Annotated in this window: 20 protein-coding genes; 14 read left to right on the forward strand and 6 right to left on the reverse strand. The window is 67.0% G+C overall.

Features of this window, described 5'->3' with window-relative positions:
* Positions 1 to 103: 103 nt before the first annotated feature.
* A complete protein-coding gene (trxA, locus tag ABE423_RS07805; RefSeq protein ID WP_005411275.1) occupies positions 104 to 433 on the reverse strand; it encodes a thioredoxin in 330 nt (109 codons plus the stop codon).
* 510 nt (positions 434 to 943) lie between these two features.
* Here trxA and rhlB point away from each other — a divergent pair.
* The 5 genes from rhlB (at position 944) to ung (ending at position 6,057) form a co-directional block, all read left to right on the forward strand.
* A complete protein-coding gene (gene rhlB, locus ABE423_RS07810; protein WP_346485658.1) occupies positions 944 to 2,668 on the forward strand; it encodes an ATP-dependent RNA helicase RhlB in 1,725 nt (574 codons plus the stop codon).
* A 178-nt stretch (positions 2,669 to 2,846) separates the two neighbouring features.
* The gene (gene ftsE / locus ABE423_RS07815) at positions 2,847 to 3,533 is read left to right on the forward strand and encodes a cell division ATP-binding protein FtsE (RefSeq protein ID WP_032129538.1); all 687 of its coding nucleotides are present in this window, start codon (positions 2,847 to 2,849) and stop codon (positions 3,531 to 3,533) included.
* A gap of 3 nt (positions 3,534 to 3,536) precedes the next feature.
* Complete coding sequence (ftsX, locus tag ABE423_RS07820; RefSeq protein ID WP_010481047.1) at positions 3,537 to 4,484, forward strand: permease-like cell division protein FtsX; 948 nt, start codon at positions 3,537 to 3,539, stop codon at positions 4,482 to 4,484.
* 7 nt (positions 4,485 to 4,491) lie between these two features.
* On the forward strand, positions 4,492 to 5,334 hold the full coding sequence (locus ABE423_RS07825) for a response regulator (protein ID WP_032129540.1): 843 nt from the start codon (positions 4,492 to 4,494) through the stop codon (positions 5,332 to 5,334).
* A gap of 9 nt (positions 5,335 to 5,343) precedes the next feature.
* A complete protein-coding gene (ung, locus tag ABE423_RS07830; protein WP_049400766.1) occupies positions 5,344 to 6,057 on the forward strand; it encodes a uracil-DNA glycosylase in 714 nt (237 codons plus the stop codon).
* Between the two features lie 37 nt (positions 6,058 to 6,094).
* On the opposite strand, the gene ABE423_RS07835 is transcribed toward ung, so the two are convergent.
* The 3 genes from ABE423_RS07835 to ABE423_RS07845 all read right to left on the reverse strand — a co-directional run bounded on the left by ABE423_RS07835 (position 6,095) and on the right by ABE423_RS07845 (position 9,676).
* Positions 6,095 to 7,630 carry a serine hydrolase domain-containing protein gene (locus ABE423_RS07835; protein ID WP_346485659.1) on the reverse strand — a complete coding sequence of 512 codons (1,536 nt, stop codon included), beginning with the start codon at positions 7,628 to 7,630 and terminating at the stop codon, positions 6,095 to 6,097.
* A 130-nt stretch (positions 7,631 to 7,760) separates the two neighbouring features.
* Complete coding sequence (locus tag ABE423_RS07840; RefSeq protein ID WP_346485660.1) at positions 7,761 to 9,287, reverse strand: M56 family metallopeptidase; 1,527 nt, start codon at positions 9,285 to 9,287, stop codon at positions 7,761 to 7,763.
* Complete coding sequence (locus tag ABE423_RS07845; RefSeq protein ID WP_032129544.1) at positions 9,284 to 9,676, reverse strand: BlaI/MecI/CopY family transcriptional regulator; 393 nt, start codon at positions 9,674 to 9,676, stop codon at positions 9,284 to 9,286. The genes ABE423_RS07840 and ABE423_RS07845 overlap by 4 nt, the downstream gene beginning before the upstream one ends.
* A gap of 357 nt (positions 9,677 to 10,033) precedes the next feature.
* Here ABE423_RS07845 and rpoH point away from each other — a divergent pair, with 357 nt between their 5' ends.
* The 3 genes from rpoH to ABE423_RS07860 all read left to right on the forward strand — a co-directional run bounded on the left by rpoH (position 10,034) and on the right by ABE423_RS07860 (position 11,785).
* Complete coding sequence (gene rpoH / locus ABE423_RS07850; protein WP_180838257.1) at positions 10,034 to 10,909, forward strand: RNA polymerase sigma factor RpoH; 876 nt, start codon at positions 10,034 to 10,036, stop codon at positions 10,907 to 10,909.
* Between the two features lie 176 nt (positions 10,910 to 11,085).
* Entirely contained in the window at positions 11,086 to 11,469 is a 384-nt protein-coding gene (locus ABE423_RS07855) for a type II toxin-antitoxin system RelE/ParE family toxin (RefSeq protein WP_185749979.1), read from the forward strand.
* Positions 11,453 to 11,785, forward strand: coding sequence for a DNA-binding transcriptional regulator (locus tag ABE423_RS07860; RefSeq protein ID WP_019338970.1), 333 nt, complete (start codon positions 11,453 to 11,455; stop codon positions 11,783 to 11,785). The genes ABE423_RS07855 and ABE423_RS07860 overlap by 17 nt, the downstream gene beginning before the upstream one ends.
* A 114-nt stretch (positions 11,786 to 11,899) precedes the next feature.
* On the opposite strand, the gene purD is transcribed toward ABE423_RS07860, so the two are convergent.
* Together purD and purH are read right to left on the reverse strand one after the other, a co-directional pair.
* Positions 11,900 to 13,183, reverse strand: coding sequence for a phosphoribosylamine--glycine ligase (gene purD, locus ABE423_RS07865; RefSeq protein WP_253145258.1), 1,284 nt, complete (start codon positions 13,181 to 13,183; stop codon positions 11,900 to 11,902).
* A gap of 61 nt (positions 13,184 to 13,244) precedes the next feature.
* Positions 13,245 to 14,828, reverse strand: a complete 1,584-nt coding sequence (gene purH / locus ABE423_RS07870) for a bifunctional phosphoribosylaminoimidazolecarboxamide formyltransferase/IMP cyclohydrolase (RefSeq protein WP_049423484.1) — start codon at positions 14,826 to 14,828, stop codon at positions 13,245 to 13,247.
* Positions 14,829 to 15,051: 223 nt separating this feature from the next.
* Here purH and ABE423_RS07875 point away from each other — a divergent pair, with 223 nt between their 5' ends.
* The 6 genes from ABE423_RS07875 to ABE423_RS07900 are packed head-to-tail and all read left to right on the forward strand — an operon-like array spanning position 15,052 to position 20,852.
* The gene (locus tag ABE423_RS07875) at positions 15,052 to 15,669 is read left to right on the forward strand and encodes a CDP-alcohol phosphatidyltransferase family protein (RefSeq protein ID WP_071229372.1); all 618 of its coding nucleotides are present in this window, start codon (positions 15,052 to 15,054) and stop codon (positions 15,667 to 15,669) included.
* A gap of 34 nt (positions 15,670 to 15,703) precedes the next feature.
* Positions 15,704 to 17,455: a bifunctional alpha/beta hydrolase/class I SAM-dependent methyltransferase gene (locus ABE423_RS07880; RefSeq protein WP_346485664.1), complete on the forward strand. Its 1,752-nt coding sequence runs from the start codon at positions 15,704 to 15,706 to the stop codon at positions 17,453 to 17,455.
* Entirely contained in the window at positions 17,455 to 18,783 is a 1,329-nt protein-coding gene (locus tag ABE423_RS07885) for a phosphatase PAP2/dual specificity phosphatase family protein (RefSeq protein ID WP_346485666.1), read from the forward strand. Before ABE423_RS07880 ends, ABE423_RS07885 begins: the two co-directional genes overlap by 1 nt.
* Positions 18,780 to 19,217: a hypothetical protein gene (locus ABE423_RS07890; protein ID WP_121504256.1), complete on the forward strand. Its 438-nt coding sequence runs from the start codon at positions 18,780 to 18,782 to the stop codon at positions 19,215 to 19,217. Before ABE423_RS07885 ends, ABE423_RS07890 begins: the two co-directional genes overlap by 4 nt.
* A gap of 13 nt (positions 19,218 to 19,230) precedes the next feature.
* Positions 19,231 to 19,860 (forward strand): lysophospholipid acyltransferase family protein, encoded by a 630-nt coding sequence (locus tag ABE423_RS07895; RefSeq protein WP_032129554.1) that lies wholly within the window; start codon positions 19,231 to 19,233, stop codon positions 19,858 to 19,860.
* Positions 19,857 to 20,852, forward strand: coding sequence for a phosphatidate cytidylyltransferase (locus ABE423_RS07900; RefSeq protein ID WP_032129555.1), 996 nt, complete (start codon positions 19,857 to 19,859; stop codon positions 20,850 to 20,852). Before ABE423_RS07895 ends, ABE423_RS07900 begins: the two co-directional genes overlap by 4 nt.
* Positions 20,853 to 21,006: the final 154 nt, after the last annotated feature.

Here is a 21,006-nt window from a genome sequence, read left to right on the forward strand (position 1 = left end):
ATCGGCCTGCGGCGCCACGCAAGGGTCGCCGGGAACAGCATTCATCATGGGCGCGGGGCGCCCGCCGGCAGCCGCGGTCGGCGGCTGCCGGAGAACAGCAGGATCAGGCCAGGGCCTTGTCCAGCAGGCCGGCCAGCTGGGCCTTGCCCACCGCACCGATCTGCTCGCCGACCTTCTCGCCGTCCTTGAACACGACCAGGTACGGAATCGAACGCACGTGGTACTTGGCGGCCAGCGCACGGTTGTGGTCGACGTTGACCTTGGCGATCTTGGCGCGGCCCTGGTAGGCATCGGCCAGTTCGTCCAGCGCCGGGGCGATCATCTTGCACGGGCCACACCACTCGGCCCAGAAATCGACCAGCACCGGTTCCTTGGAATTCAGCACTGCGCTATCAAAGTCGGCGTCGCCGACATGTACAACCTTGTCGCTCATCTTGGTTTCTCGTCTTGGATTGCACCCGGCCATGCCGGAGGTGGGTGAACTGGGCCATGCCCGGTGGCGCGACCCTCGTCGTTGCCTCGCGGCGCACTGCCGCGGTGCGTTCGGCGGGATGCCTGGACGCTCACGGCCGGCAGTGTACCCCTATCGCAGGGCGGGGACAGGCGCCGGCTGGAACCCAGCGTATCGTGATCGCTTCGATGCCTGGTATGTGTCGGATTTCACTGTCTTCCTGTACATGGGGCTGGCAGCGGGCGATACCAGCGGCCCTGGCAGGGCCGTTCAAGTCCGGTGTGGCTGGGTGAAGGGTGCCGTCTCTTGACTTTATGAGACAGCTCATTCCGGTTTGCCGGCCCGAGTGCGTTAAACTGGGGCATTGTGCGGCGCGCGGACCGGGTGGTCCCAGCCTGCCAACCCGCCGCAGGGGCCGCAGTTTGCGACGGTGCCCCTAGACGATGAAGTGCCAGCCGCCCCACGGGCCGGCGGCCATACCAAGACGGACTCATGAGCGACAAACCGCTGACCGATTTGACCTTCTCCTCCTTCGAGCTGCATCCGGCCCTGCAGGCCGGCCTTGAAGGAGCCGGATTCACCCGCTGCACCCCGATCCAGGCGCTGACCCTGCCGGTCGCGCTGCCCGGTGGTGATGTTGCCGGCCAGGCCCAGACCGGCACCGGCAAGACCCTGGCCTTCCTGGTCGCTGTCGTGAACCGCCTGCTGACGCGTCCGGCCCTGGCCGACCGCAAGCCGGAGGATCCGCGCGCGCTGATCCTCGCCCCGACCCGCGAACTGGCCATCCAGATCCACAAGGATGCAGTGAAGTTCGGTTCCGACCTGGGCCTGCGTTTCGCCCTGGTCTACGGCGGCGTGGATTACGACAAGCAGCGCGAACTGCTGCAGCAGGGCGTGGACGTGATCATCGCCACCCCGGGCCGCCTGATCGACTACGTGAAGCAGCACAAGGTGGTCTCGCTGCACGCCTGCGAGATCTGCGTGCTGGACGAAGCCGACCGCATGTTCGACCTGGGCTTCATCAAGGACATCCGCTTCCTGCTGCGCCGCATGCCCGAGCGCACCACCCGCCAGACCCTGCTGTTCAGTGCCACCCTCAGCCACCGCGTGCTGGAGCTGGCCTACGAGCACATGAACGAACCGCAGAAGCTGGTGGTTGAAGCCGAGACCATCACCGCCGCGCGCGTGCGCCAGCGCATCTACTTCCCGGCGGACGACGAGAAGATCCCGCTGCTGCTGGGCCTGCTGTCGCGCAGCGAAGGCGCGCGCACCATGGTCTTCGTCAACACCAAGGTGTTCGTCGAACGCGTCGCCCGTTCGCTGGAAAAGGCCGGCTACCGCGTCGGCGTGCTGTCCGGCGACGTCCCGCAGAAGAAGCGTGAGAGCCTGCTCAACCGCTTCCAGAAGGGCCAGCTGGAAATCCTGGTGGCCACCGACGTGGCCGCGCGTGGCCTGCACATCGATGGCATCAAGTACGTCTACAACTACGACCTGCCGTTCGACGCCGAAGACTACGTGCACCGCATCGGCCGTACCGCGCGCCTGGGCGAAGAGGGCGATGCGATCAGCTTCGCCTGCGAACGCTACGCGATGGGCCTGCCGGACATCGAGGCCTACATCGAGCAGAAGATTCCGTCCGAGCCGGTCACCAAGGAACTGCTGACCCCGCTGCCGCGCCCGGAACGCCCGGCCCCGGCTGCGGGCGAGGAAGGCGAGGACAACGAAAGCGTCGGCCAGATCTTCCGCGAAGCGCGCGAAGCCCGCGCTGCCGAGGAAGAGCGCCGTGGCGGTGGCCGCAGTGGCGGCCGTTCCGGCAGTGGTGGTGGCCGCGGTGGCCGCGACGGTGAGCGCAGCGGCGAGCGCCGTTCGCGTGGCCCGCGCAAGCCGCGCGTGGAAGGCGAGCAGGGCGCTGCCGCCCCGGCCGCCGGTGCCGAAGGCGCTGCCGCGCAGGCCCTGCGTCCGCCGCGCCCGCCGCGTGCTGAAGGCGCACCGGAAGGTGCGGTGGACGGTGAGCACAAGCCGCGCAAGCGCCGTCGTCGTCGCCACGGCCGTCCGGTCGAAGGTGCCGAGGGTGTGCAGAACGCCGCCGGCAATGGCGCCAGCCCGGTCACCCCGGTGCAGGTGGTGGCCAAGCCGGTGCGCACGGCTGCTGATACCGGCGATTCGTTCCTGACCCGCATCGGCCGCAAGATCCGCCGGATGCTGTCGGGCAGCTGATCGGCGCTGCCGATCAGCGGATAGCACCCGACCGGGGGTCGGGGGACCTTGACCGGTGTGCCGACCAACGGTCGGCACCCACCCTGGCCGGCAACCCACGAAGCTGCCGGCCAGCGGCCGGCACTACCGATGGCGCGACCGTCTCCACGACGTCGCGCCGGTCCTGCATAATCGGGGCATGAGTGTCCTGCGCTTCGACAATGTCAGCAAACAGTACGCCGGTGGCCACGAGGCGCTGACCGATGTCAGCTTCGAGGTCGCGCCGGGCGAGATGCTGTTCGTCACCGGCCATTCCGGTGCGGGCAAGAGCACCCTGCTCAAGTTGATCCACCTGGACGAGCGGCCCAGCCGCGGCGCGGTGGTGTTCGACGAGCGCAACCTGCTGAAGGTGCGCGGTGGCGACGTGCCCCGCCATCGACGCGCGGTCGGCGCGGTCTACCAGGACCACCGCCTGCTGATGGACCGCTCTATTGCCGAGAACGTGGCGCTGCCGCTGATCCTGCGCGGCACCCGCCGTAGCGACATCAACAAGCGCGTGCGCTCGGTGCTCGAGCGGATGGGCCTGGGCCATCGCGAGAAGGCGCTGCCCTCGCAGCTGTCGGCCGGTGAGCAGCAGCGCGTCGGCATCGCCCGCGCCATTGTCGGTGAGCCCAAGCTGCTGGTGGCCGATGAGCCGACCGGCAACCTCGACCCGACCCTGGCGGCGGAGATCATGGCCCTGTTCGCCGAGCTGCCCGCGCGCGGCACCAGCGTGCTGGTGGTCAGTCACGACCTGCCGCTGCTGCGCCGCATGCGCAAGCGCGTGCTGATCCTTGACCACGGCCGGCTGGTGGATGACATCTCGCCGCAGGACCTGGCGGAGTAATCGATGGCGAAGAACGAAAACAGCGAAGCCGCCGCCCCGTCGCGTGTGGGCGTCTGGTTCCAGCACCACGTGCACAGCGTGGTGTTCAGCCTCGGCCGCGCCTGCCGCAAGCCGTGGGCGACCCTGCTGACGGTGATGGTCATGGCGCTGGCGCTGGCCCTGCCGCTGGGCCTGTCGATCGCGCTGGACAACCTCAAGCAGTTCGCCGGCAGCGTGCAGCAGTCGCGCGACATCAACGTGTTCCTGAAGGGCAACGTCGATGGTCCCGGCGCGCTTCGCCTGGCCGGCCAGCTGCGCGATCGCGATGACGTGGCCGAAGTGAACGTGCGCACGCCGGAGCAGGGCCTGCAGGAACTGCGCGATGCCGGCCTCGGCGAGGCGATCGATGCACTCAACGACAACCCGCTGCCCTCGCTGCTGGTGATCACCCCGGGCCAGGGCAAGGACGACGCACGCCTGGCGCGCGCGCTGGAAAGCCTGCCCGAGGCCGACCTGGTGCAGCACGATGCGCTGTGGCGGCAGCGCCTGGATGCCTGGCTGGCGTTCGGTGCGCGGCTGGTGCAGGTGCTGTCGGTGCTGCTCGGCGTGGGCGCCGCGCTGGTGGTCGGCAACACCGTGCGCCTGGACATCCAGGCCCGCCGCGAAGAGATCGGCGTGCTGCAGCTGCTCGGCGCCAGTGATGGCTTCATCCGCCGCCCGTTCCTGTACCTGGGCGCGTGGTATGGCCTGGGTGCCGGCGCGGTGGCGCTGGCCCTGATTGCTGCGGCCGGCGCCGCCTTGCGCGTGCCGCTGGCCGAACTCTCGCGCAGCTACGGCAGCCCGTTCGTGCTGCACGGCCTGGACCTGCTGCATGGCAGCCTGGTCCTGCTCGGCACACTGCTGCTGGGCTGGCTGGGCGCGTGGCTGGTGACCGGCCATTTCCTTCGCCAGACCCGCCCGACCGACACCTGAGACCGGCATGCAACCGCAAGCGCTGAAGCACCTTGAAGGGCCCGCGACGCGGGTGATGGTGGTCGATGGGTCAAAGCTGGTCCGCAAACTGATCGCCGACGTCCTGCAGCGCGACCTGCCGGGCGTGGAAGTGATCGGCTGCGACAGCATCGAGGATGCGCAGCTGGCGCTGGCGCAGGGCCCGGTGGATCTGGTGACCACCTCGCTGACCCTGCGTGATGGCGACGGCCTGGCACTGGCGCGGATGGTCCGCGAAGCCGCAGGCCAGGCCTATGTGCCGGTGATCGTGGTCTCCGGCGATGCCCAGCAGCATCTGGAGCAGCGCCGCTTCACCGAGTACGTCACCGACTATTTCGACAAGGCGCTGGGCCACGAGGCACTGGCGACCTTCATCCGCGGCTACGTGCAGCCGCAGACCATTCCCGGCGCCACCATCCTCTATATCGAGGACAGCCGCGTGGTCGCCGAGGCTACCAAGCGCATGCTGGAACGCCAGCAGTTGAACGTGCTGCACGTGGTCAGCGCCGAAGAGGCGTTCACCCTGCTCACTGCCGAGTCGCTGGGCCGCAGTCGCCACCGCATCGACCTGGTGCTGACCGACGTCACCCTGAAGGGCGAACTGAGCGGTCGCGACGTGGTGCAGCGCGTGCGCGTGGACTTCGGCTACGGCAAGCGTCGCCTGCCGGTGCTGGTGATGACCGGCGATGGCAACCCGCACAACCAGACCGGGCTGCTGCAGTCCGGTGCCAACGACCTGGTGCTCAAGCCGATCGAAGAGCGCCTGCTGGTCACCAAGGTGCTGTTCCAGCTGCGGCTGGCCCGGTTGAACGATGGACCCCTGATTCGATGAAGTGGCGTGATGATTGATGAAGTAGCCGGCACCCCGACGATCCAGCTCGAGCCGAGCTGGAAGCAGCATGTCGGCGATTACCTGATGCAGCCGCAGATGCGCGAGCTGTCCAGCTTCCTGCGCCAGCGCAAGGCCAGCGGTGCGGCGGTGTTCCCGCCCGGCCCGCAGATCTTCGCTGCGTTCGATGCCACGCCGTTCGAGCAGGTGAAGGTGGTGATCCTCGGCCAGGACCCGTACCACGGCCGCGGTCAGGCGCATGGGCTGAGCTTCTCGGTGGCGCCCGGAGTGCCGGTGCCGCCGTCGCTGCTGAACATCTACAAGGAGATCGAGAGCGATCTCGGTATCCCGCGTCCGGACCATGGCTGCCTGATCCCGTGGGCGCAGCGCGGTGTGCTGCTGCTCAATGCCGTGCTGACGGTGGAAGAGGGCCAGGCCGGTGCCCACCAGGGGCGTGGCTGGGAAGGTTTCACCGACCACGTGGTGGATGTGCTCAACCGCGAACGCGACGGCCTGGTGTTCATGCTCTGGGGGGCGTACGCGCAGAAGAAGGGCAAGGTCATCGACACCCGCCGCCACCGTGTGCTGAAGTCGCCGCACCCGTCGCCGCTGTCGGCCCACCGCGGCTTCCTGGGCTGCCAGCATTTCTCGATGGCCAACGAGTACCTGCAGCGCCGCGGCCAGGCCCCGATCGACTGGTCGCTGCCGCCGCGTTCGGCGCTCTGAGCGGGCCGGGCAGTAGCCCGGCGCCGCCAGCGATGGATCAATGGCCCGCTGCTGGCGCGATATCCGCGCGCCGATAGTAGGCACGCGCGCCTTCGGCAATCACGCTGAGGGCTTGGACCGTGCCGTCGCCACCACGGTGGAACAGCAGCTCCGCACCTACGCTGCCGGCGAGGAAGCGAACAGGGGTCAGTGCCTGGAGCATGACGGCCTTGCCCCGTCCTGGAAGGCGCAGTTCCAGTCCCGCTTGGCCTGCCTGTACGTCCAACGTCGTGGCTTCGAACCAGTCAGCGAGACCGCCGCGGACGTCCATCGGCAGCGCGCCATCGAGTACGAAGTGGCCGCTGAAACCTGGGTAGCTGTCGCGCAGAAGCGCCGGGTCAAGCGTGCGGATGACTGGTTTGGCATTGTGGCCGAATGCGTCGGAAAGGGCATTGCGGATTTCCCCGCGCAGTGCGGGGCCGTTGTCGCCATTGGTCAGGATGACGAATCCATCGCCGCTCTCCGGGTAGCCTTCGATGCCGGCGTGATAGCTGTCATTGCTGCCATTGTGGAAGAAGCGGCGACTGGCGCCGTTGCCGGCGAGCTCCGGTCCCAGGCCACGACCGGCCGGCGCCACTTCGCTGACCATCTGCAGGGCCAATGACTGCGGCAGCCATCCATCCTTGGTGCGGATGCTGCGCAGCAGGGCCGCGACGAACAGGCCCATGTCGTTGGCGCTGGTCCACAGCCCGGACGCCGCCTGTTCCGGAAAGCTCTGCCAGCCGCGCGGCAGGGCCTCCGGCAGGCCTTTGTTGTCGTGCGCATGGGCAACGTTGCCGTAGCCGGCAGGCAAGGGGCTCTGGTACGTGCTGCGGGACATGCCCAGTGGCGCGAACACCTCGCGACGTGCGACGTCGGCGAATGCTCTGCCCGTCAGGTCTTCGATCGCCAGCTGCACCACCGTGTAGCCGCCACCGGAATAGTCGACCTGCTGGCCGGGCGCGTGGATCAGGCGTATCGGTTCATTCTTTGCAGGCGCCAGTCCATCCAGTGTCTGCAGCAAGGTCGGCAAGCGTTCGGCGGGCTGGTAGTCCTGGAAGCCATGCACATTGAAGCCGGCGGTGTGCGACAGCAGCATGCGCAGGTTGATCGGCGGGTGCAGTCCCTGCGCATCGGCAGGCACATGCCAGCGGCGCAGGCGTGGATCGATGTTCTCCTCCAGCGAGACCTTGCCGGCAGCAACCAGCTTCAGGGTGGTCGCCGCAGCGCCCATCTTGCTGACCGAGCCCACCGAGAACACGGTATCGGCATCCACCGCGTCGTGCGTGCCCGCCTGGCGCAGGCCGTATCCGGCGGCGTACACCACCTTGCCATCGCGGATCACCGCAACGGCGGCACCCGGCACCTTGTAATGGGCAAGGCGTTCCTCGATCGACCACTGCGGCAGCGCCGCGCCCAGCTGCGCGGTGCTGGGGCGCAGGCCATGGGCCATTGCCTGGGCAAAGCGCGCAGCGTCTTCAGCGCTGGCGTCAGTGGCCATCACGTGGAACGGGGTCAGGCAGACCAGCAGCGAACACAGCAACAGGCGGTTCATCATCGACATCCTTGCGGGAGTGGAAGAGGGTTGGGATCGGCGCAGGCGTTGCCACGCACGCCTGCCGCGTCCGATCGTTGCGGGTGGAACAGGTTGCCGCCGCAGCGCAGAAGGCGATGCGGCGGCGGAGTCAGCGTCGTTCGCGGCGGGCGCCCTGCGTCAGCAGGTAATCGCGTACGGCCGCGGTGCCGGCCTGGTTCAACGGTGTCCGCCAGCGGCCCAGCCAGCCGTCGGCTTCCACCCCCAGGTTGATATCGGCGCCGTGCGCGAGCAGGTACTGCACGGTGACCAGGTGCCCTTCGCGCGAGGCATTGATCAGCGGCGTCTCGTCATAGGTCACGACCCGGTTGACGTCTGCACCGGCCTGCACCAGCTGCTCGACGATGGGTTGCAGGCCCAGCGCGGAGGCGACGATCAACGGATTGCCTTCGCCCAGCGCAGCGCGATCAGGGTCGGCTCCCAGCTGCAGCAGGGCGTCGACCATCACCGGATCGCGTGCGCGGATGGCCTGGATCAGCGCCGTGCCATCGCCGAGCACGCGCGCATCGAGATCGACGCCCGCCACCGCCAACGCGTGGACCTGCGCGACGTCATGCGTGCTGGCGGCCTGGAGCAGAGTGTTGACGCGCGTATCGGAGGTGCTGGCCGCTGGTGAGGCCAGTCGTGGTGAGACAGCCACCGCGGTGCCGACGCAGGCCAGCAGAAGCAGCAGGCACAGCATCAACAGACTGCGGCGCCGAGGGGCGTACGACGGGGCGTCCAGCAGTTGGTCAATGCGCTGCGCCAGCTGGCTGCGTGCACTGAACATGCCCAGTGCAAGCGTCGGCGCCTCTTCGCGCAGGGCCTGAAGCTGTTCGATACCGGCCAGCAGCGAGCCTGCATAGTCCAGCGGTTCGCGTGCCTGCATCGCAGCGCGTGCATCACAGGCCATTTCGCGCAGTAGCGCCAGGCGTGCCTGGGCAAGGTGCAGGAGTGGATTCCACCAGAACAGTGCTGTTCCCGCCCGCAGCAGCGTGCTTGTCCACAGATCGCGTCGATCCAGGTGTGCAACCTCGTGGCGGACGATGTCGCGCAGCACGTTGTTGTCCAGCCGTGCCAGCAAGGGGCGGGGCAGCAGGATCTGCGGGCGCCACAGGCCGACCACCATCGGCCCGTCGACGGCGCAGGTGGCGATCGTCACGTGGGCGGGCACGATGTCGGCCAGGACCGCGCGCAGTCCGGCGGACGCCGGTTGTGCCAGCCGCCGCAGCCGGCGCGCATGCAGCATCGCGTCCAGCAGGCGCATGCCCAGCCACAGGGTGCCCAGCAGCCACACCACTGCAAGCACTGTCGGCAGGGTCTTCGGTAGTTCGACGTAATAGATGTCGGGCTGCCGTCCAGCTTCGAAGATGGCCTCTCCCGCCGTTGCGCCTTCGCCGGGCATGGGGTGGAACGCGGCGGCGGGTGGCGCCGGTGCGGGCAGGGTGGTTGACCAGCCCGGCAGGAAGGCGCTGAGCGGCAACAGCAGGGCCGCTGCCATCGCGGCGGTCAGCAGCCAGGAGCGTTGTTCGGCACTGAGGGCCCGCCGCCGTGCCAGCCACAGCGCGGGCAGCAGCACAACGGCAGACAACAGCAACTGCCGAAGGCCCAGAGCCATCGCCATGTCGATGAGGTTCATTCCTTCCTCCCGGCCCTGGCATCGCTGATGCGCTGCTGCAGTGCCTGCAGTTCGTTGCGGTCGATTTCGCGTTCGTCCACCAGGTGCTGTGCCAACACGTTCGGTGAGCCGTCGAAGAACTGATGCAGCAGATGGTCGAGCGCTTGCCGGCGGGCCTGCTCGCGGCTGAGCGTGGCGTGATAGATGTAGGCGCGACCTTCCTGGCGATGACTGACAAAGCCCTTCTTCGCCAGCACGTTGAACATGGTCAGCACCGTGGTGTACGCGACCGGCTTGTGTTCGCCGAGCACATCCGCCACATCGCGGACGGACGCTTCGCCCTTGTCCCAGAGGATGTCGAGGATGGCCTGCTCGGCGGGGGTGGGATTCTGCGAGACAGGGCGGGCCATGCGCTTCTACGTATGAATTAGTTGATGCATCGGAGCATGTCGCCGGATGGCTGTCAACGGGTTTCTTAGTAGTAAAGGTGCGGCCCTCAGCCTTCGGGCCTGAACACCCGGCAACGTCTTCTGGCCTGAATGGGCCTCAAGAACGGCCCGTTCAGCTCCGCTTGACCGGAATCGGCCGATTTCCAGCAGGTAATTGATTGAATTCCAAGGGATTGTGAATCCCGAAAAGCGTGCTCGCCACTGTCATCAAATCGCGCTACGGTAGGGCTCTGTTTGGGACCAGTGTTGCATCAATAGGATGCTGGAACTTTTTCCTCCTTTAGCAGTCCAAATGCCGGACTGCTAAGATGGGTGCCTATGAGCCAGAACACCTCTACTGCCCTTGTGGCAAACAATCTCCCGATTCCCAGTGCGCTCGGTTCGCTGGACGCCTACATCGGTGCCGTGCACCAGATCCCGGTGCTGTCGGTCGATGACGAACAGGACCTGGCCCGTCGCTTCCGCGACGGCAACGATCTCGACGCCGCCCGCGAGCTGGTGCATTCGCACCTGCGCTTCGTGGTGCACGTGGCCCGCGGCTACAACGGCTACGGCCTTGCGCTGGGCGACCTGATCCAGGAAGGCAACATCGGCCTGATGAAGGCGGTCAAGCGCTTCGACCCGGACATGGGCGTGCGCCTGGTCTCCTTTGCCGTGCACTGGATCCGTGCCGAGATGCACGAGTTCATCCTGAAGAACTGGCGCATCGTGAAGGTCGCCACCACCAAGGCGCAGCGTAAGCTGTTCTTCAACCTGCGCAAGTCGAAGACGCGCCTGGGCTGGATGAACGCGGCTGAGGTCAGCGCGGTGGCGAAGGACCTGAACGTGTCCGAGCGCGAGGTCATGGAAATGGAGTCGCGCCTGTCCGGTCGCGATATCGGTTTCGATGCGCCGGCCGACGAAGACAACGAACACGCGCCGCCGTCGCCGGCTGCGTACCTGGTTGCCAACGACGAAGACCCGTCGATGGCCTACGAACGTGCAGACAGCGAAGACAACCAGATGCAGCTGCTGCGCGAAGGCCTGGCCGAGCTGGATGCGCGCTCGCGCGACATCATCCGCCGCCGCTGGCTGGATGCGGACAGCAAGGTGACCCTGCAGGAACTGGCTGACGAATACGGCGTTTCGGCCGAGCGTATCCGCCAGGTTGAAGCGAACGCGCTGAAGAAGATGAAGGCGCTGTTCACCGCGTAAGCGGAAAGGCGTCGCAATTGTGAAAGGCTCGGCAGCAGTGCCGGGCCTTTTTCGTTTGTGGGGCTTAGCTACGCATGACGTGGCTCTATTCTGACGCCAGGACGGTGGTTGCGCCGACCTGATCATGTGCTGGATGCTGATGTTCACGCTGTACCACGCAGTGGCACGGTATGATCATGCCACGCGTCTTCCTCACACGAAGTTTCAATCGCAGCATGCGCAGGACCACCCTGTCCGACGCTGCGCTGTACCGGTCGGTACGTGAAATGGAAGCGAGTCTGGTGGATGCTGATCTTGGCGGCGGAATCTTCAAGAAGCGCGTTGCGTTGCCGTGGCGAGGAAAGCGTGGGAGCGTTCGAATCATCGTCGCCACACAGCGAGGCGGGCATTGGTTCTTACTTTTCGGCTACGAGAAGAATGAGCGTGCTGCGATCACGAATGCGGAACGCGATGCGCTGCAGTTGTACGCATCGGAGTTTCTGAAAATGAGTGCGGCGCAGTTGAATCGTGCCGTGGAGTACGGGGATCTACAGGAGATCGACCATGACGAAGACCCCTGAGCGACGGCGCGCGAAAAGTGCGCTTCTTGAAGCGGTGCATGATGCCGCTGTGAGTCTGCACGCGCATGGTTTCATCGATAAACGTCGATTGAGCAGCTACGAAGCGCTTTGCCTTGAGCCGGTGCCTGAGTACAGCAGTGCCCAGATACGTGCCCTGCGTACGTCATTGCAGCTCAGTCAGCCGGTCTTTGCGGGAGTTCTCAATACCAGCGTTTCCACCGTACGCAGCTGGGAGCAGGGCGAAAAGAAGCCCAGCGGACCGTCACTGAAGTTGCTTAACCTGATTGATCGGAAGGGACTCGAAGCAGTCCTGTAAAGCAAAGGCCCGGTTCTGCCGGGCCTTTGTTTTTCCGAGGCGTTCAATCCACGCATGGCGTGGATCTACCCAGTGTCAGTAGAGCCACGCCATGCGTGGCTGCGGCGCCGGACCTCAGCCCTCGCGTGCGATCGCCCGCCAGCCGATGTCGTTGCGGTGGAACTCATTGGCCCAGGTCACCTTGGCCACGCCTGCATACGCATTCGCCTGCGCGTCGCGCACGCTGTCGCCCAGTGCGGCCACGCACAGAACGCGGCCGCCGGCGCTGACGACCTGGCCCTGCGCATCCAATGCCGTACCGGCATGGAACACCTTGGCACTGGCCGGCACATCATCCAGGCCGGAAATCACGTCACCGGTGATCGGTGCTTCCGGGTAGGGCTTCGCCGCCAGCACCACGCCCAGCGACGGGCGCGGATCCCAGTGTGCTTCCACCTGATCCAGCCGGCCATCGATGGCGGCTTCCACCAGCTCCACCAGATCCGACTGCAGGCGCAGCATCACCGGCTGGGTTTCCGGATCGCCGAAGCGCACGTTGAATTCGATCACCTTCGGCGCGCCGCTGGCATCGATCATCAGGCCGGCGTAGAGGAAGCCGGTGAACGGGATGCCGTCGGCGATCATGCCCTGCACGGTGGGGTTCACCACCTCGCGCATCACCCGTGCATGCACCTCCGGCGTCACCACCGGGGCCGGCGAATAGGCGCCCATGCCGCCGGTGTTCGGGCCGGTATCGCCGTCGCCGACGCGCTTGTGGTCCTGCGAGGTGGCCATCGGCAGCGCATGCACGCCGTCCACCATCGAAATGAAGCTGGCTTCCTCGCCGTCGAGGAATTCCTCGATCACCACGCGCGCACCGGCATCGCCGAACGCGTTGCCCGAGAGCATGTCACGTACCGCGTCCTCGGCTTCGGCCAGGGTCATCGCCACGATCACGCCCTTGCCGGCGGCCAGGCCATCGGCCTTGACCACGATCGGCGCGCCCTTCTCGCGGATGTAGGCCAGGGCGGCGTCCACGTCGGTGTGCACGGCGTAGAACGCGGTGGGGATGTTGTGGCGGGCCAGGAAGTCCTTGGCGTAGGCCTTGCTGCCTTCCAGCTGCGCAGCGGCGGCGGTCGGCCCGAAGATGCGCAGGCCGGCGGCGCGGAAGCGGTCTACCACGCCAGCCACCAGCGGTACTTCAGGGCCGACCACGGTCAGTGCCACGCCTTCGGCCTGGGCAAGCGCCAGCAGACCGTCGATGTCGGTGACTTTCACCGCCACGTTGCGGCACTTGTCTTCGCTGGCGGTGCCGGCGTTGCCGGGTGCCACGATCACTTCGGTGACACGGGAGGACTGGGCCAGCTTCCATGCCAGGGCGTGTTCGCGGCCGCCAGAGCCGATGACGAGGATCTTCATGGGACAGGGTTCTCGGGTACGGAAGAGAAAAGCCGGGCAGGGCCCGGCTTCGTGATGCGGATCAGTGGCGGAAGTGGCGCACGCCGGTGAACACCATGGCCAGGCCATGTTCGTCGGCGGCGGCGATCACTTCGGCATCGCGCATCGAACCGCCCGGCTGGATGACCGCCTTGATGCCGGCGGCGGCAGCGGCATCGATGCCGTCGCGGAACGGGAAGAACGCGTCGGAGGCCATCACCGAGCCCTCGACCACCAGGTTCGCATCGGCGGCCTTGATGCCAGCGATGCGGGCCGAGTACACGCGGCTCATCTGGCCGGCGCCGACACCAATGGTGCGGTTGTCCTTGGCATAGACGATCGCGTTGGACTTCACGAACTTGGCCACCTTCCAGGCGAACAGCAGGTCGGTGAACTGCTTGTCGGTCGGCGCCAGCTTGCTGACCACCTTCAGTTCGTCGCGGGTCATGCCGCGGTTGTCCGAGGACTGCAGCAGCAGGCCCGAGCCGACGCGCTTGCTGTCGAAGTTGTTCAGGCCATCGCCGTGCGGGATGCGCAGCACGCGCACGTTGGCCTTCTTCTGTGCGTATTCCAGCGCGGCCGGCTCGTAGTCCGGGGCAATCAGCACTTCCACGAACTGGCGGTCCAGGATCACCTTGGCAGTGGCGGCGTCCAGCGGTTTGTTGAAGGCAATGATGCCGCCGAAGGCGCTGGTCGGGTCGGTGGCGTAGGCCAGCTCGTAGGCATCGCCATTGCCGGCACCGACCGCCACGCCGCACGGGTTGGCGTGCTTGACGATGACGCAGGCCGGCGCATCGAACTGGCGCACGCATTCCCACGCCGCGTCGGCATCGGCCAGGTTGTTGTAGCTCAGTTCCTTGCCCTGCAGCTGCTGGAAGGTGGCCAGCGTGCCCGGCACCGGATACAGGTCGCGGTAGAACGCGCCGCTCTGGTGCGGGTTCTCGCCGTAGCGCAGGTCCATCACCTTCACGAAGGTGGAGTTCATCTGTGCCGGGTACTCGGTACGCGCCGGCACCGCAGCGTCGGTGGCGGTGACCGCCGACAGGTAGTTGCTGATCGCGGCGTCGTACTGGGCGACGCGGTTGAACGCGGCCACCGAGAACGCGAAGCGGGTGGCAGCCGACAGCTGGCCGTTGTTGGCCTCCAGCGAGGCCAGCAGCTCGGCGTACTGCGACGGATCGGTGGACACCGCCACGCGGGCGAAGTTCTTGGCCGCCGAGCGCAGCATGGCCGGGCCGCCGATGTCGATGTTCTCGACCGCGTCGGCCAGGGTGCAATCGGCCTTGGCGGTGACCGACTCGAACGGGTACAGGTTCAGCACCAGCAGGTCGATGGCACCGATGCCGTGCTCGGCCATCACCGCATCATCCAGGCCCGAACGGCCCAGCAGGCCGCCGTGCACCATCGGGTGCAGGGTCTTGACCCGGCCGTCCATCATTTCCGGGAAGCCGGTGACGTCGGCCACGTCCTTCACGGCCAGGCCGGCATCGCGGATCGCCTTGGCGGTGCCGCCGGTGGACAGCAGCTCCACGCCGCGTGCCGCCAGCGCAGTGGCCAGCTCGACCAGACCGGTCTTGTCGGAAACGGAGAGGAGGGCCCGGCGGACGGGCAACAGATCAGCAGTCATGGGACAGAATCGGCAGCGGAGCGGGGCCGATATTGTAGGCGGTGGGGGCCGGTGGCGGGCGCTGGAAGGGGCAATTTGCCATGGCAATCGACGTAAGGCCGGGTCGGGCACATCGATCCGGACCGGTCCGGGGGCTGGGCTGTGGACCGGAGCCGGGTTGTCGGAATCTGCCGACGATGGGGTAGGCTGTGCCCGCACTGCCAAGGATCAGCGGGTACGGATCATGTCGATCTATGCATTGAAAGGACGTTTCCAGGACCTGTTGCGTCCAGCCGTACGCGGTCTGTACCGCATGGGGATCACCGCCAATACGGTGACCGTGGCCGCCGCCGTGGTCTCGCTGCTGGTGGCTGCCGCCGTGTGGTGCTGCGCGCCGGCCCAGCCCCTGCTGTACCTGCTGCTGCCGCTGTGGATGCTGCTGCGCATGGCACTCAACGCGGTGGACGGCATGCTGGCCCGCGAGTTCGGCCAGCAGTCGAGGCTGGGCGCCTATCTGAACGAGCTGTGCGATGTGATCGCCGACGCGGCGCTGTACCTGAGCCTGCTCAGCGTGCCGGGCGTGCGCCCGGAAGCGCTGTGGCTGCTGGCCTGGACGGCGGCCCTGAGCGAGTACACCGGGGTGCTGGGGCTGATGGTCGGTGCCAGCCGCCGCTATGACGGCCCGATGGGCAAGAGCGACCGCGCGTTCGTCATCGGCGTGTTGGGCCTGCTGCTGGCGTTCGGCTGGGGGGCTGCGATGACTGTCACTGGCGTGGCCGCGGCCATGGCGGTGCTGTGCGTGCTGACGATGATCAATCGCGTCCGTCGCGGACTGCGGGAAGCGGCGGTTTCGCCGAATTAATCAAGCAGATACAAAAAGACAATCAGGAGATTGCATGCGTCAGGCGCAGGAACGGGAATTCCACAGCTTCGACCAGGTACCGCTGTTCTACCGGTACTGGGCGAGCACCACCGCGACCCCAGCCACCAAGGCTGTCGTGCTGCTGCATCGCGGCCATGAACATTCTGGCCGGGTCACCCACCTGGTCGATGAGCTGGACCTGCCCGACACCGCCTTCTTCGCCTGGGATGCACGCGGTAATGGGCGTTCGCCCGGCGCACGAGGCGATGCCCCGGGCTTCCCGGCGCTGGTGCGCGATCTGGACAGCTTCATCGCCCACATCGGTGCCGAGCACGGCATCGCGGTGCAGGACATCGTGGTGATCGCGCAGAGCGTGGGGGCGGTGGTCGCCGCCACCTGGGTGCACGATTACGCGCCACGCCTGCGTGCGCTGGTGATGGCTTCGCCGGCGTTCAAGGTGAAGCTGTACGTGCCGTTCGCACGCCCGGGCCTGGCCTTGATGCAGAAGCTGCGCGGCAACTTCTTCGTCAACAGCTACGTCAAGCCGCAGTGGCTGACCCACGATCCGGCGCGGGTGGAAAGCTACCGCACCGATCCGCTGATCACCCGGCCGATCTCGGTGCGCGTGTTGCTGGGCCTGTACGAAGCGGCCGACCGCATCGTCGCCGATGCGCAGGCGATCAGCGTGCCGGTGCAGCTGCTGGTGTCCGGCTCGGATTTCGTGGTGCACCGTGGCCCGCAGGACCGCTTCTACGAGCGCCTGTCCAGCCCGATCAAGGAGCGCGTGCATCTGCCGGGCTTCTTCCACGACACGCTGGGCGAGCGCGATCGGGCGCCGGCGCTGGCGCGTATCCGCAGTTTCATCCAGGCACGTTTCGCCGAGCCGCTGCGCGAACTGTCGCGGCGCGATGCGCACCGCCATGGGCCGACTTTCGAAGAATCGGAGATCCTGGCCTGGCCACCGGAACGCAACAGCCTGGCCGACCTGCGCTGGCGCGTGGTACGTGGCGGCCTGCGCTTCGGCGGAACGTTGTCCGAAGGCATCGCGCTGGGTCTGCAGACCGGATTCGATTCGGGCAGCACGCTCGACTACATCTATCGCGATGAGGCGCGCGGCAAGGGCCCGTTGGGGCGCATGGTCGATCGCAACTATCTGGATGCGATCGGCTGGCGCGGCATCCGCGTGCGTGGCAAGCACCTGCAGGAGCTGCTGCGCGATGCCGCCCAGCGCCTGCGCGGGCAGGGCGCGCCGGTACGCGTGCTGGACGTGGCCGCTGGTCATGGCCGCTACGTGCTGGAAGCGTTGGGAACGGGCGAGCAGCGTGCGGACCGCATCGTGCTGCGCGATTTCAGCGATCTGAACGTGACCCAGGGCAAGGCGCTGATCGAGCGCCTCGGCGCGACCGACATTGCCCGCTTCGAACAGGGCGATGCGTTCGATCCCGCGCAGCTGGCGACCGTGGACCCCGCACCCACGCTGGCGGTGGTTTCGGGGCTGTATGAATTGTTCCCGGACAACGATGCGGTGCTGCGATCGCTGCAGGGGATTGCTGCAACGGTGCCGGTCGGTGGCTACCTGGCCTACACCGGCCAGCCGTGGCACCCGCAGCTGGAGTTCATCGCACGCGCACTGACCAGCCACCGTGGCGGCGCCGCGTGGGTGATGCGCCGCCGTACCCAGCAGGAAATGGACGAGCTGGTGCGCCTGGCCGGGTTCGAGAAGGTGGCGCAGCGTATCGACGAATTCGGCATCTTCACGGTGTCGCTGGCGCGCCGGACAGAGTGATGGCGACGCTCGCCGCATCCCCGCTGGCCGCAGAGGGGCGCCCCTGGCGGCGCGCCCTGTTGTGGCTGGCCCTGCTGGGCCCATTCTTCTTCGCCAGCTATGGCTTCGCCAACTGGATGGCCGGCCGCCATGCCGAACTGCCGGTGATGGCGTTCGGATGGGAAACGCAGATTCCGTTCGTACCGTGGACGATCGTGCCGTACTGGTCGATCGATCTGTTCTATGCGGTTTCCTTCTTCCTGTGCCGGCAACGGTTGGAGCTGGACCGGCATGCGTTGCGGTTGTTCAGTGCACAGTTGATCGCGGTGACCTGCTTCCTGCTGTGGCCACTGCGCTTCAGTTTCGAGCGGCCGGAGATCGGCGGTGTGTTCGGCTGGTTGTTTGATGTACTGCTGGGCTTCGACAAGCCGTTCAACCAGGCGCCATCACTGCACATCGTGTTGCTGATCGTGCTGTGGGTGAAATTCGCGCAGTACCTGCATGGGGTGTGGCGTTGGGTACTGCATGTGTGGGCGCTGCTGATCGGCGTCTCGGTGCTGACCACATTCCAGCATCATTTCATCGATATCCCGACCGGCCTGCTGGCCGGTTGGCTGTGCGTCTGGCTGTGGCCGCAGCAGGGCACGCCACCCTTGCGTGCCTGGCGCACCGCGCGTGACGCCAAACGTTGGCGCCTGGCAGCGCTGTACCTGCTGGGGGCCGCTGCATTGCTGGTGCCGGTGGTGCTTCTGCGTGGCGCGGCGTTGTGGCTGCTGTGGCCGGTGGTATCGCTGCTGCTGGTGGCGCTGGCCTATGCCGGGCTGGGTACGGCGGTGTTCCAGAAGCGCGCCGATGGACGTCTGGCAATGGCGGCACGCTGGCTGCTGGCGCCGTACCTGGGCGCAGCCTGGATCAATTCGCGGCTGTGGACGCGGCGTGCGCCGCAGCCGGTGCCGGTGATGGACGGTGTATGGCTGGGGCGTGTTCCCTGCGCTGCATTGCCGGCACCCTTGGTCGGCGTGGTCGATGCCTGTGCCGAACTGTCCTGCCGCGCGCCGGGCGCCGGGTATGCCAGCGTGCCGATGCTGGACCTGGTGGTGCCCACGCCAGAACAGCTGCGCGATGCGGCCGAGGCGATCGAGCGGCTGCGCGCGCACGGACCGCTGCTGGTGTGTTGCGCGCTGGGCTATTCGCGCAGTGCTGCCAGTGTGGCGGCCTGGCTGCTGCGCAGTGGTCGTGCCACCGATACCGATGCCGCGGTGGCGATCGTGCGCACGGCACGTCCGGGCGTCGTGCTGGGCGCGGCGCATCTGCATGCCATCACTGCTGCAGCGGGAGCACGCACGTGAGTACGGTTCCCGATCTGGCGACCATGCAGCTGCTGCTGCGGCAGGGCCGTTGGCCGGCCGGCCTGTCGCTGGGCCTGCTGCTGGTGGCGCTGCTGCTGCTCGGCACCGAACCTGGCCTGGCGATGATTGCCGCCGGCGTGTTGCTGCTCAGTGTTGCCGCGGGCATCGCACAGATCTACCACGCGTGGCGGGTGGCGCTGGATGCCAGCCTGCTGCAGCTGCTGCGCGATGAAGGCCTGGAGGGTGACGCCGCCGCGCGCCGCACCGACCAGCTGTTGCACGCCAGTGGCCTGCGCCGCACGCAGCCCGACGCGCCGCTGCGCGGCTGGGATGCGCGCTGGGCCGGCATGCGTCGCCTGCTGCTGCGCCAGTACCTGCTGACCGCAGTGCAGTTCGCACTGCTGGTGCTGGCCGTGTTGTGGCCGCAGACGTGAACGGGAGGGACCGATGTTCGCTGAATTGATTGCGCGCGCCTGCAGTGGCGCGATCCATGTAGTGACCGGCGCCCGCGCGCTGTGGATCGGCTGTGCGCCGTCCAGCGAACGGCGCGTGTATTACGGCAACCACGCCAGCCATGGTGACTTCGTGCTGATCTGGTCGTCGATGCCACCGGCACTGCGGCGCCAGGTGCGCCCGGTGGCCGCGGCCGAATACTGGCAGCGCGATGGCCTGCGTCGCTACCTGATCGATGCGGTGTTCAACGGCGTGCTGGTCGAGCGCGAGGCCGGCCATCGCCAGCAGGATCCACTGCAGGCCCTGCGTGACGCGGTGGACGAAGACTGCTCGCTGATTCTGTTTCCGGAAGGTACCCGCAACGTGGGCGAAGAGCCGCTGCTGCCGTTCAAGAGCGGCATCTATCACCTGGCACGGCAACGCCCGGAGCTGGAATTCGTACCGGTGTGGATCGACAACCTGAAGCGGGTGATGCCCAAGGGCCGGTTCCTGCCGCTGCCGCTGCTGTGCACGGCCACCTTCGGTACGCCGCTGCGGCTGCAGGCCGACGAGGACAAGGCCGCCTTCCTGGCCCGCAGCCGGCAGGCGCTGCTGGACCTGGCGCCGAACGGGGGCAGGGCATGAGCTTCCTGATCGATGTGTCCGGCGACCTGGCCACGCAGAGTGTCGGCCAGCAGACCGGCCTGCTGTTTGCTGGCGTGGGTGCGGTGCTGGTGCTGGCCACGCTGGTGGCCGAGACATTGCGCTGGCGCCAGCGTGGGCAGCCCAGCGCGGTGATCGCCAACCTGGTCTCGCGCATCCGCGCGTGGTGGGTGATGGCGATCGTGGTCGGGCTGGCGCTGTTCTTCGGTCGTGCCGGGGTGATCGTGCTGTTCGCGATCATCTCGCTGTTCGCACTGCGCGAGTTCATCACCCTGGCGCCGACCCGCTCGGGCGACTACTACGCGCTGCTGGCCGCGTTCTACATCGTGCTGCCGTGGCAGTACTACCTGGTCTGGATCGACTGGTACGGCATGTACACGCTGTTGATTCCGGTCTATGCGTTCCTGTTCCTGCCGATCCTGTCGACCATTGGCGGTGATACCACGCACTACCTGGAGCGGACCGCGAAGGTGCAGTGGGGGTTGATGATCTGCGTGTTCTGCATCTCGCATGTGCCGCTGCTGCTGAACCTGCACGTGCCCGGCCATGACCCGTCGCGCAACGTGCTGCTGTTCGCCTTCCTGGTGATCGTGGTGCAGTCTTCGGACGTGCTGCAGTACATCTGGGGCAAGCTGCTGGGCAGGCATCTGATTGCGCCGAAGCTGTCGCCGTCGAAGACGGTGGAGGGCTTCGTGGGCGGTGTGCTGAGTGCCAGTGCGCTGGGTGCGGCGCTGTGGTGGATCACCCCGTTCACGCCGCTGCAGGCGTTCGGCCTGTCGCTGCTGATCAACCTGATGGGGTTCTGGGGCGGCCTGGTGATGTCGGCGATCAAGCGCGATCGTGGCATCAAGGACTGGGGCCACATGATCGAGGGCCATGGCGGCATGCTCGACCGACTGGATTCGGTGTGCTTCGCCGCGCCGGTGTTCTTCCATGTGGTGCGGTACTACTGGAAGGCGGGCGGCGGCGGCTGATTCTGCCGGCTTCCATCCACGCATGGCGTGGATCTACTGGCGGGCGGCGGCGGTTGATTCTGCCGGCTTCCATCCACGCATGGCGTGGATCTACCGGTAGTGCCGGCCGCTGGCCGGCAACTGCAACATCCTGCCATCGTTCATGGGGTTGCCG

The organism is Stenotrophomonas sp. TWI1409, assembly GCF_039673015.1.
Lineage (GTDB): Bacteria > Pseudomonadota > Gammaproteobacteria > Xanthomonadales > Xanthomonadaceae > Stenotrophomonas > Stenotrophomonas maltophilia_A.

Bases quoted from the DNA above. Each gene is read 5' to 3' on its own strand.
- trxA (WP_005411275.1), bottom strand. From the start codon at position 433: ATGAGCGACAAGGTTGTACATGTCGGCGACGCCGACTTTGATAGCGCA.
- rhlB (WP_346485658.1), top strand. From the start codon at position 944: ATGAGCGACAAACCGCTGACCGATTTGACCTTCTCCTCCTTCGAGCTG.
- ftsE (WP_032129538.1), top strand. From the start codon at position 2,847: ATGAGTGTCCTGCGCTTCGACAATGTCAGCAAACAGTACGCCGGTGGC.
- ftsX (WP_010481047.1), top strand. From the start codon at position 3,537: ATGGCGAAGAACGAAAACAGCGAAGCCGCCGCCCCGTCGCGTGTGGGC.
- ABE423_RS07825 (WP_032129540.1), top strand. From the start codon at position 4,492: ATGCAACCGCAAGCGCTGAAGCACCTTGAAGGGCCCGCGACGCGGGTG.
- ung (WP_049400766.1), top strand. From the start codon at position 5,344: ATGATTGATGAAGTAGCCGGCACCCCGACGATCCAGCTCGAGCCGAGC.
- ABE423_RS07835 (WP_346485659.1), bottom strand. From the start codon at position 7,630: ATGAACCGCCTGTTGCTGTGTTCGCTGCTGGTCTGCCTGACCCCGTTC.
- ABE423_RS07840 (WP_346485660.1), bottom strand. From the start codon at position 9,287: ATGAACCTCATCGACATGGCGATGGCTCTGGGCCTTCGGCAGTTGCTG.
- ABE423_RS07845 (WP_032129544.1), bottom strand. From the start codon at position 9,676: ATGGCCCGCCCTGTCTCGCAGAATCCCACCCCCGCCGAGCAGGCCATC.
- rpoH (WP_180838257.1), top strand. From the start codon at position 10,034: ATGAGCCAGAACACCTCTACTGCCCTTGTGGCAAACAATCTCCCGATT.
- ABE423_RS07855 (WP_185749979.1), top strand. From the start codon at position 11,086: ATGCCACGCGTCTTCCTCACACGAAGTTTCAATCGCAGCATGCGCAGG.
- ABE423_RS07860 (WP_019338970.1), top strand. From the start codon at position 11,453: ATGACGAAGACCCCTGAGCGACGGCGCGCGAAAAGTGCGCTTCTTGAA.
- purD (WP_253145258.1), bottom strand. From the start codon at position 13,183: ATGAAGATCCTCGTCATCGGCTCTGGCGGCCGCGAACACGCCCTGGCA.
- purH (WP_049423484.1), bottom strand. From the start codon at position 14,828: ATGACTGCTGATCTGTTGCCCGTCCGCCGGGCCCTCCTCTCCGTTTCC.
- ABE423_RS07875 (WP_071229372.1), top strand. From the start codon at position 15,052: ATGTCGATCTATGCATTGAAAGGACGTTTCCAGGACCTGTTGCGTCCA.
- ABE423_RS07880 (WP_346485664.1), top strand. From the start codon at position 15,704: ATGCGTCAGGCGCAGGAACGGGAATTCCACAGCTTCGACCAGGTACCG.
- ABE423_RS07885 (WP_346485666.1), top strand. From the start codon at position 17,455: ATGGCGACGCTCGCCGCATCCCCGCTGGCCGCAGAGGGGCGCCCCTGG.
- ABE423_RS07895 (WP_032129554.1), top strand. From the start codon at position 19,231: ATGTTCGCTGAATTGATTGCGCGCGCCTGCAGTGGCGCGATCCATGTA.
- ABE423_RS07900 (WP_032129555.1), top strand. From the start codon at position 19,857: ATGAGCTTCCTGATCGATGTGTCCGGCGACCTGGCCACGCAGAGTGTC.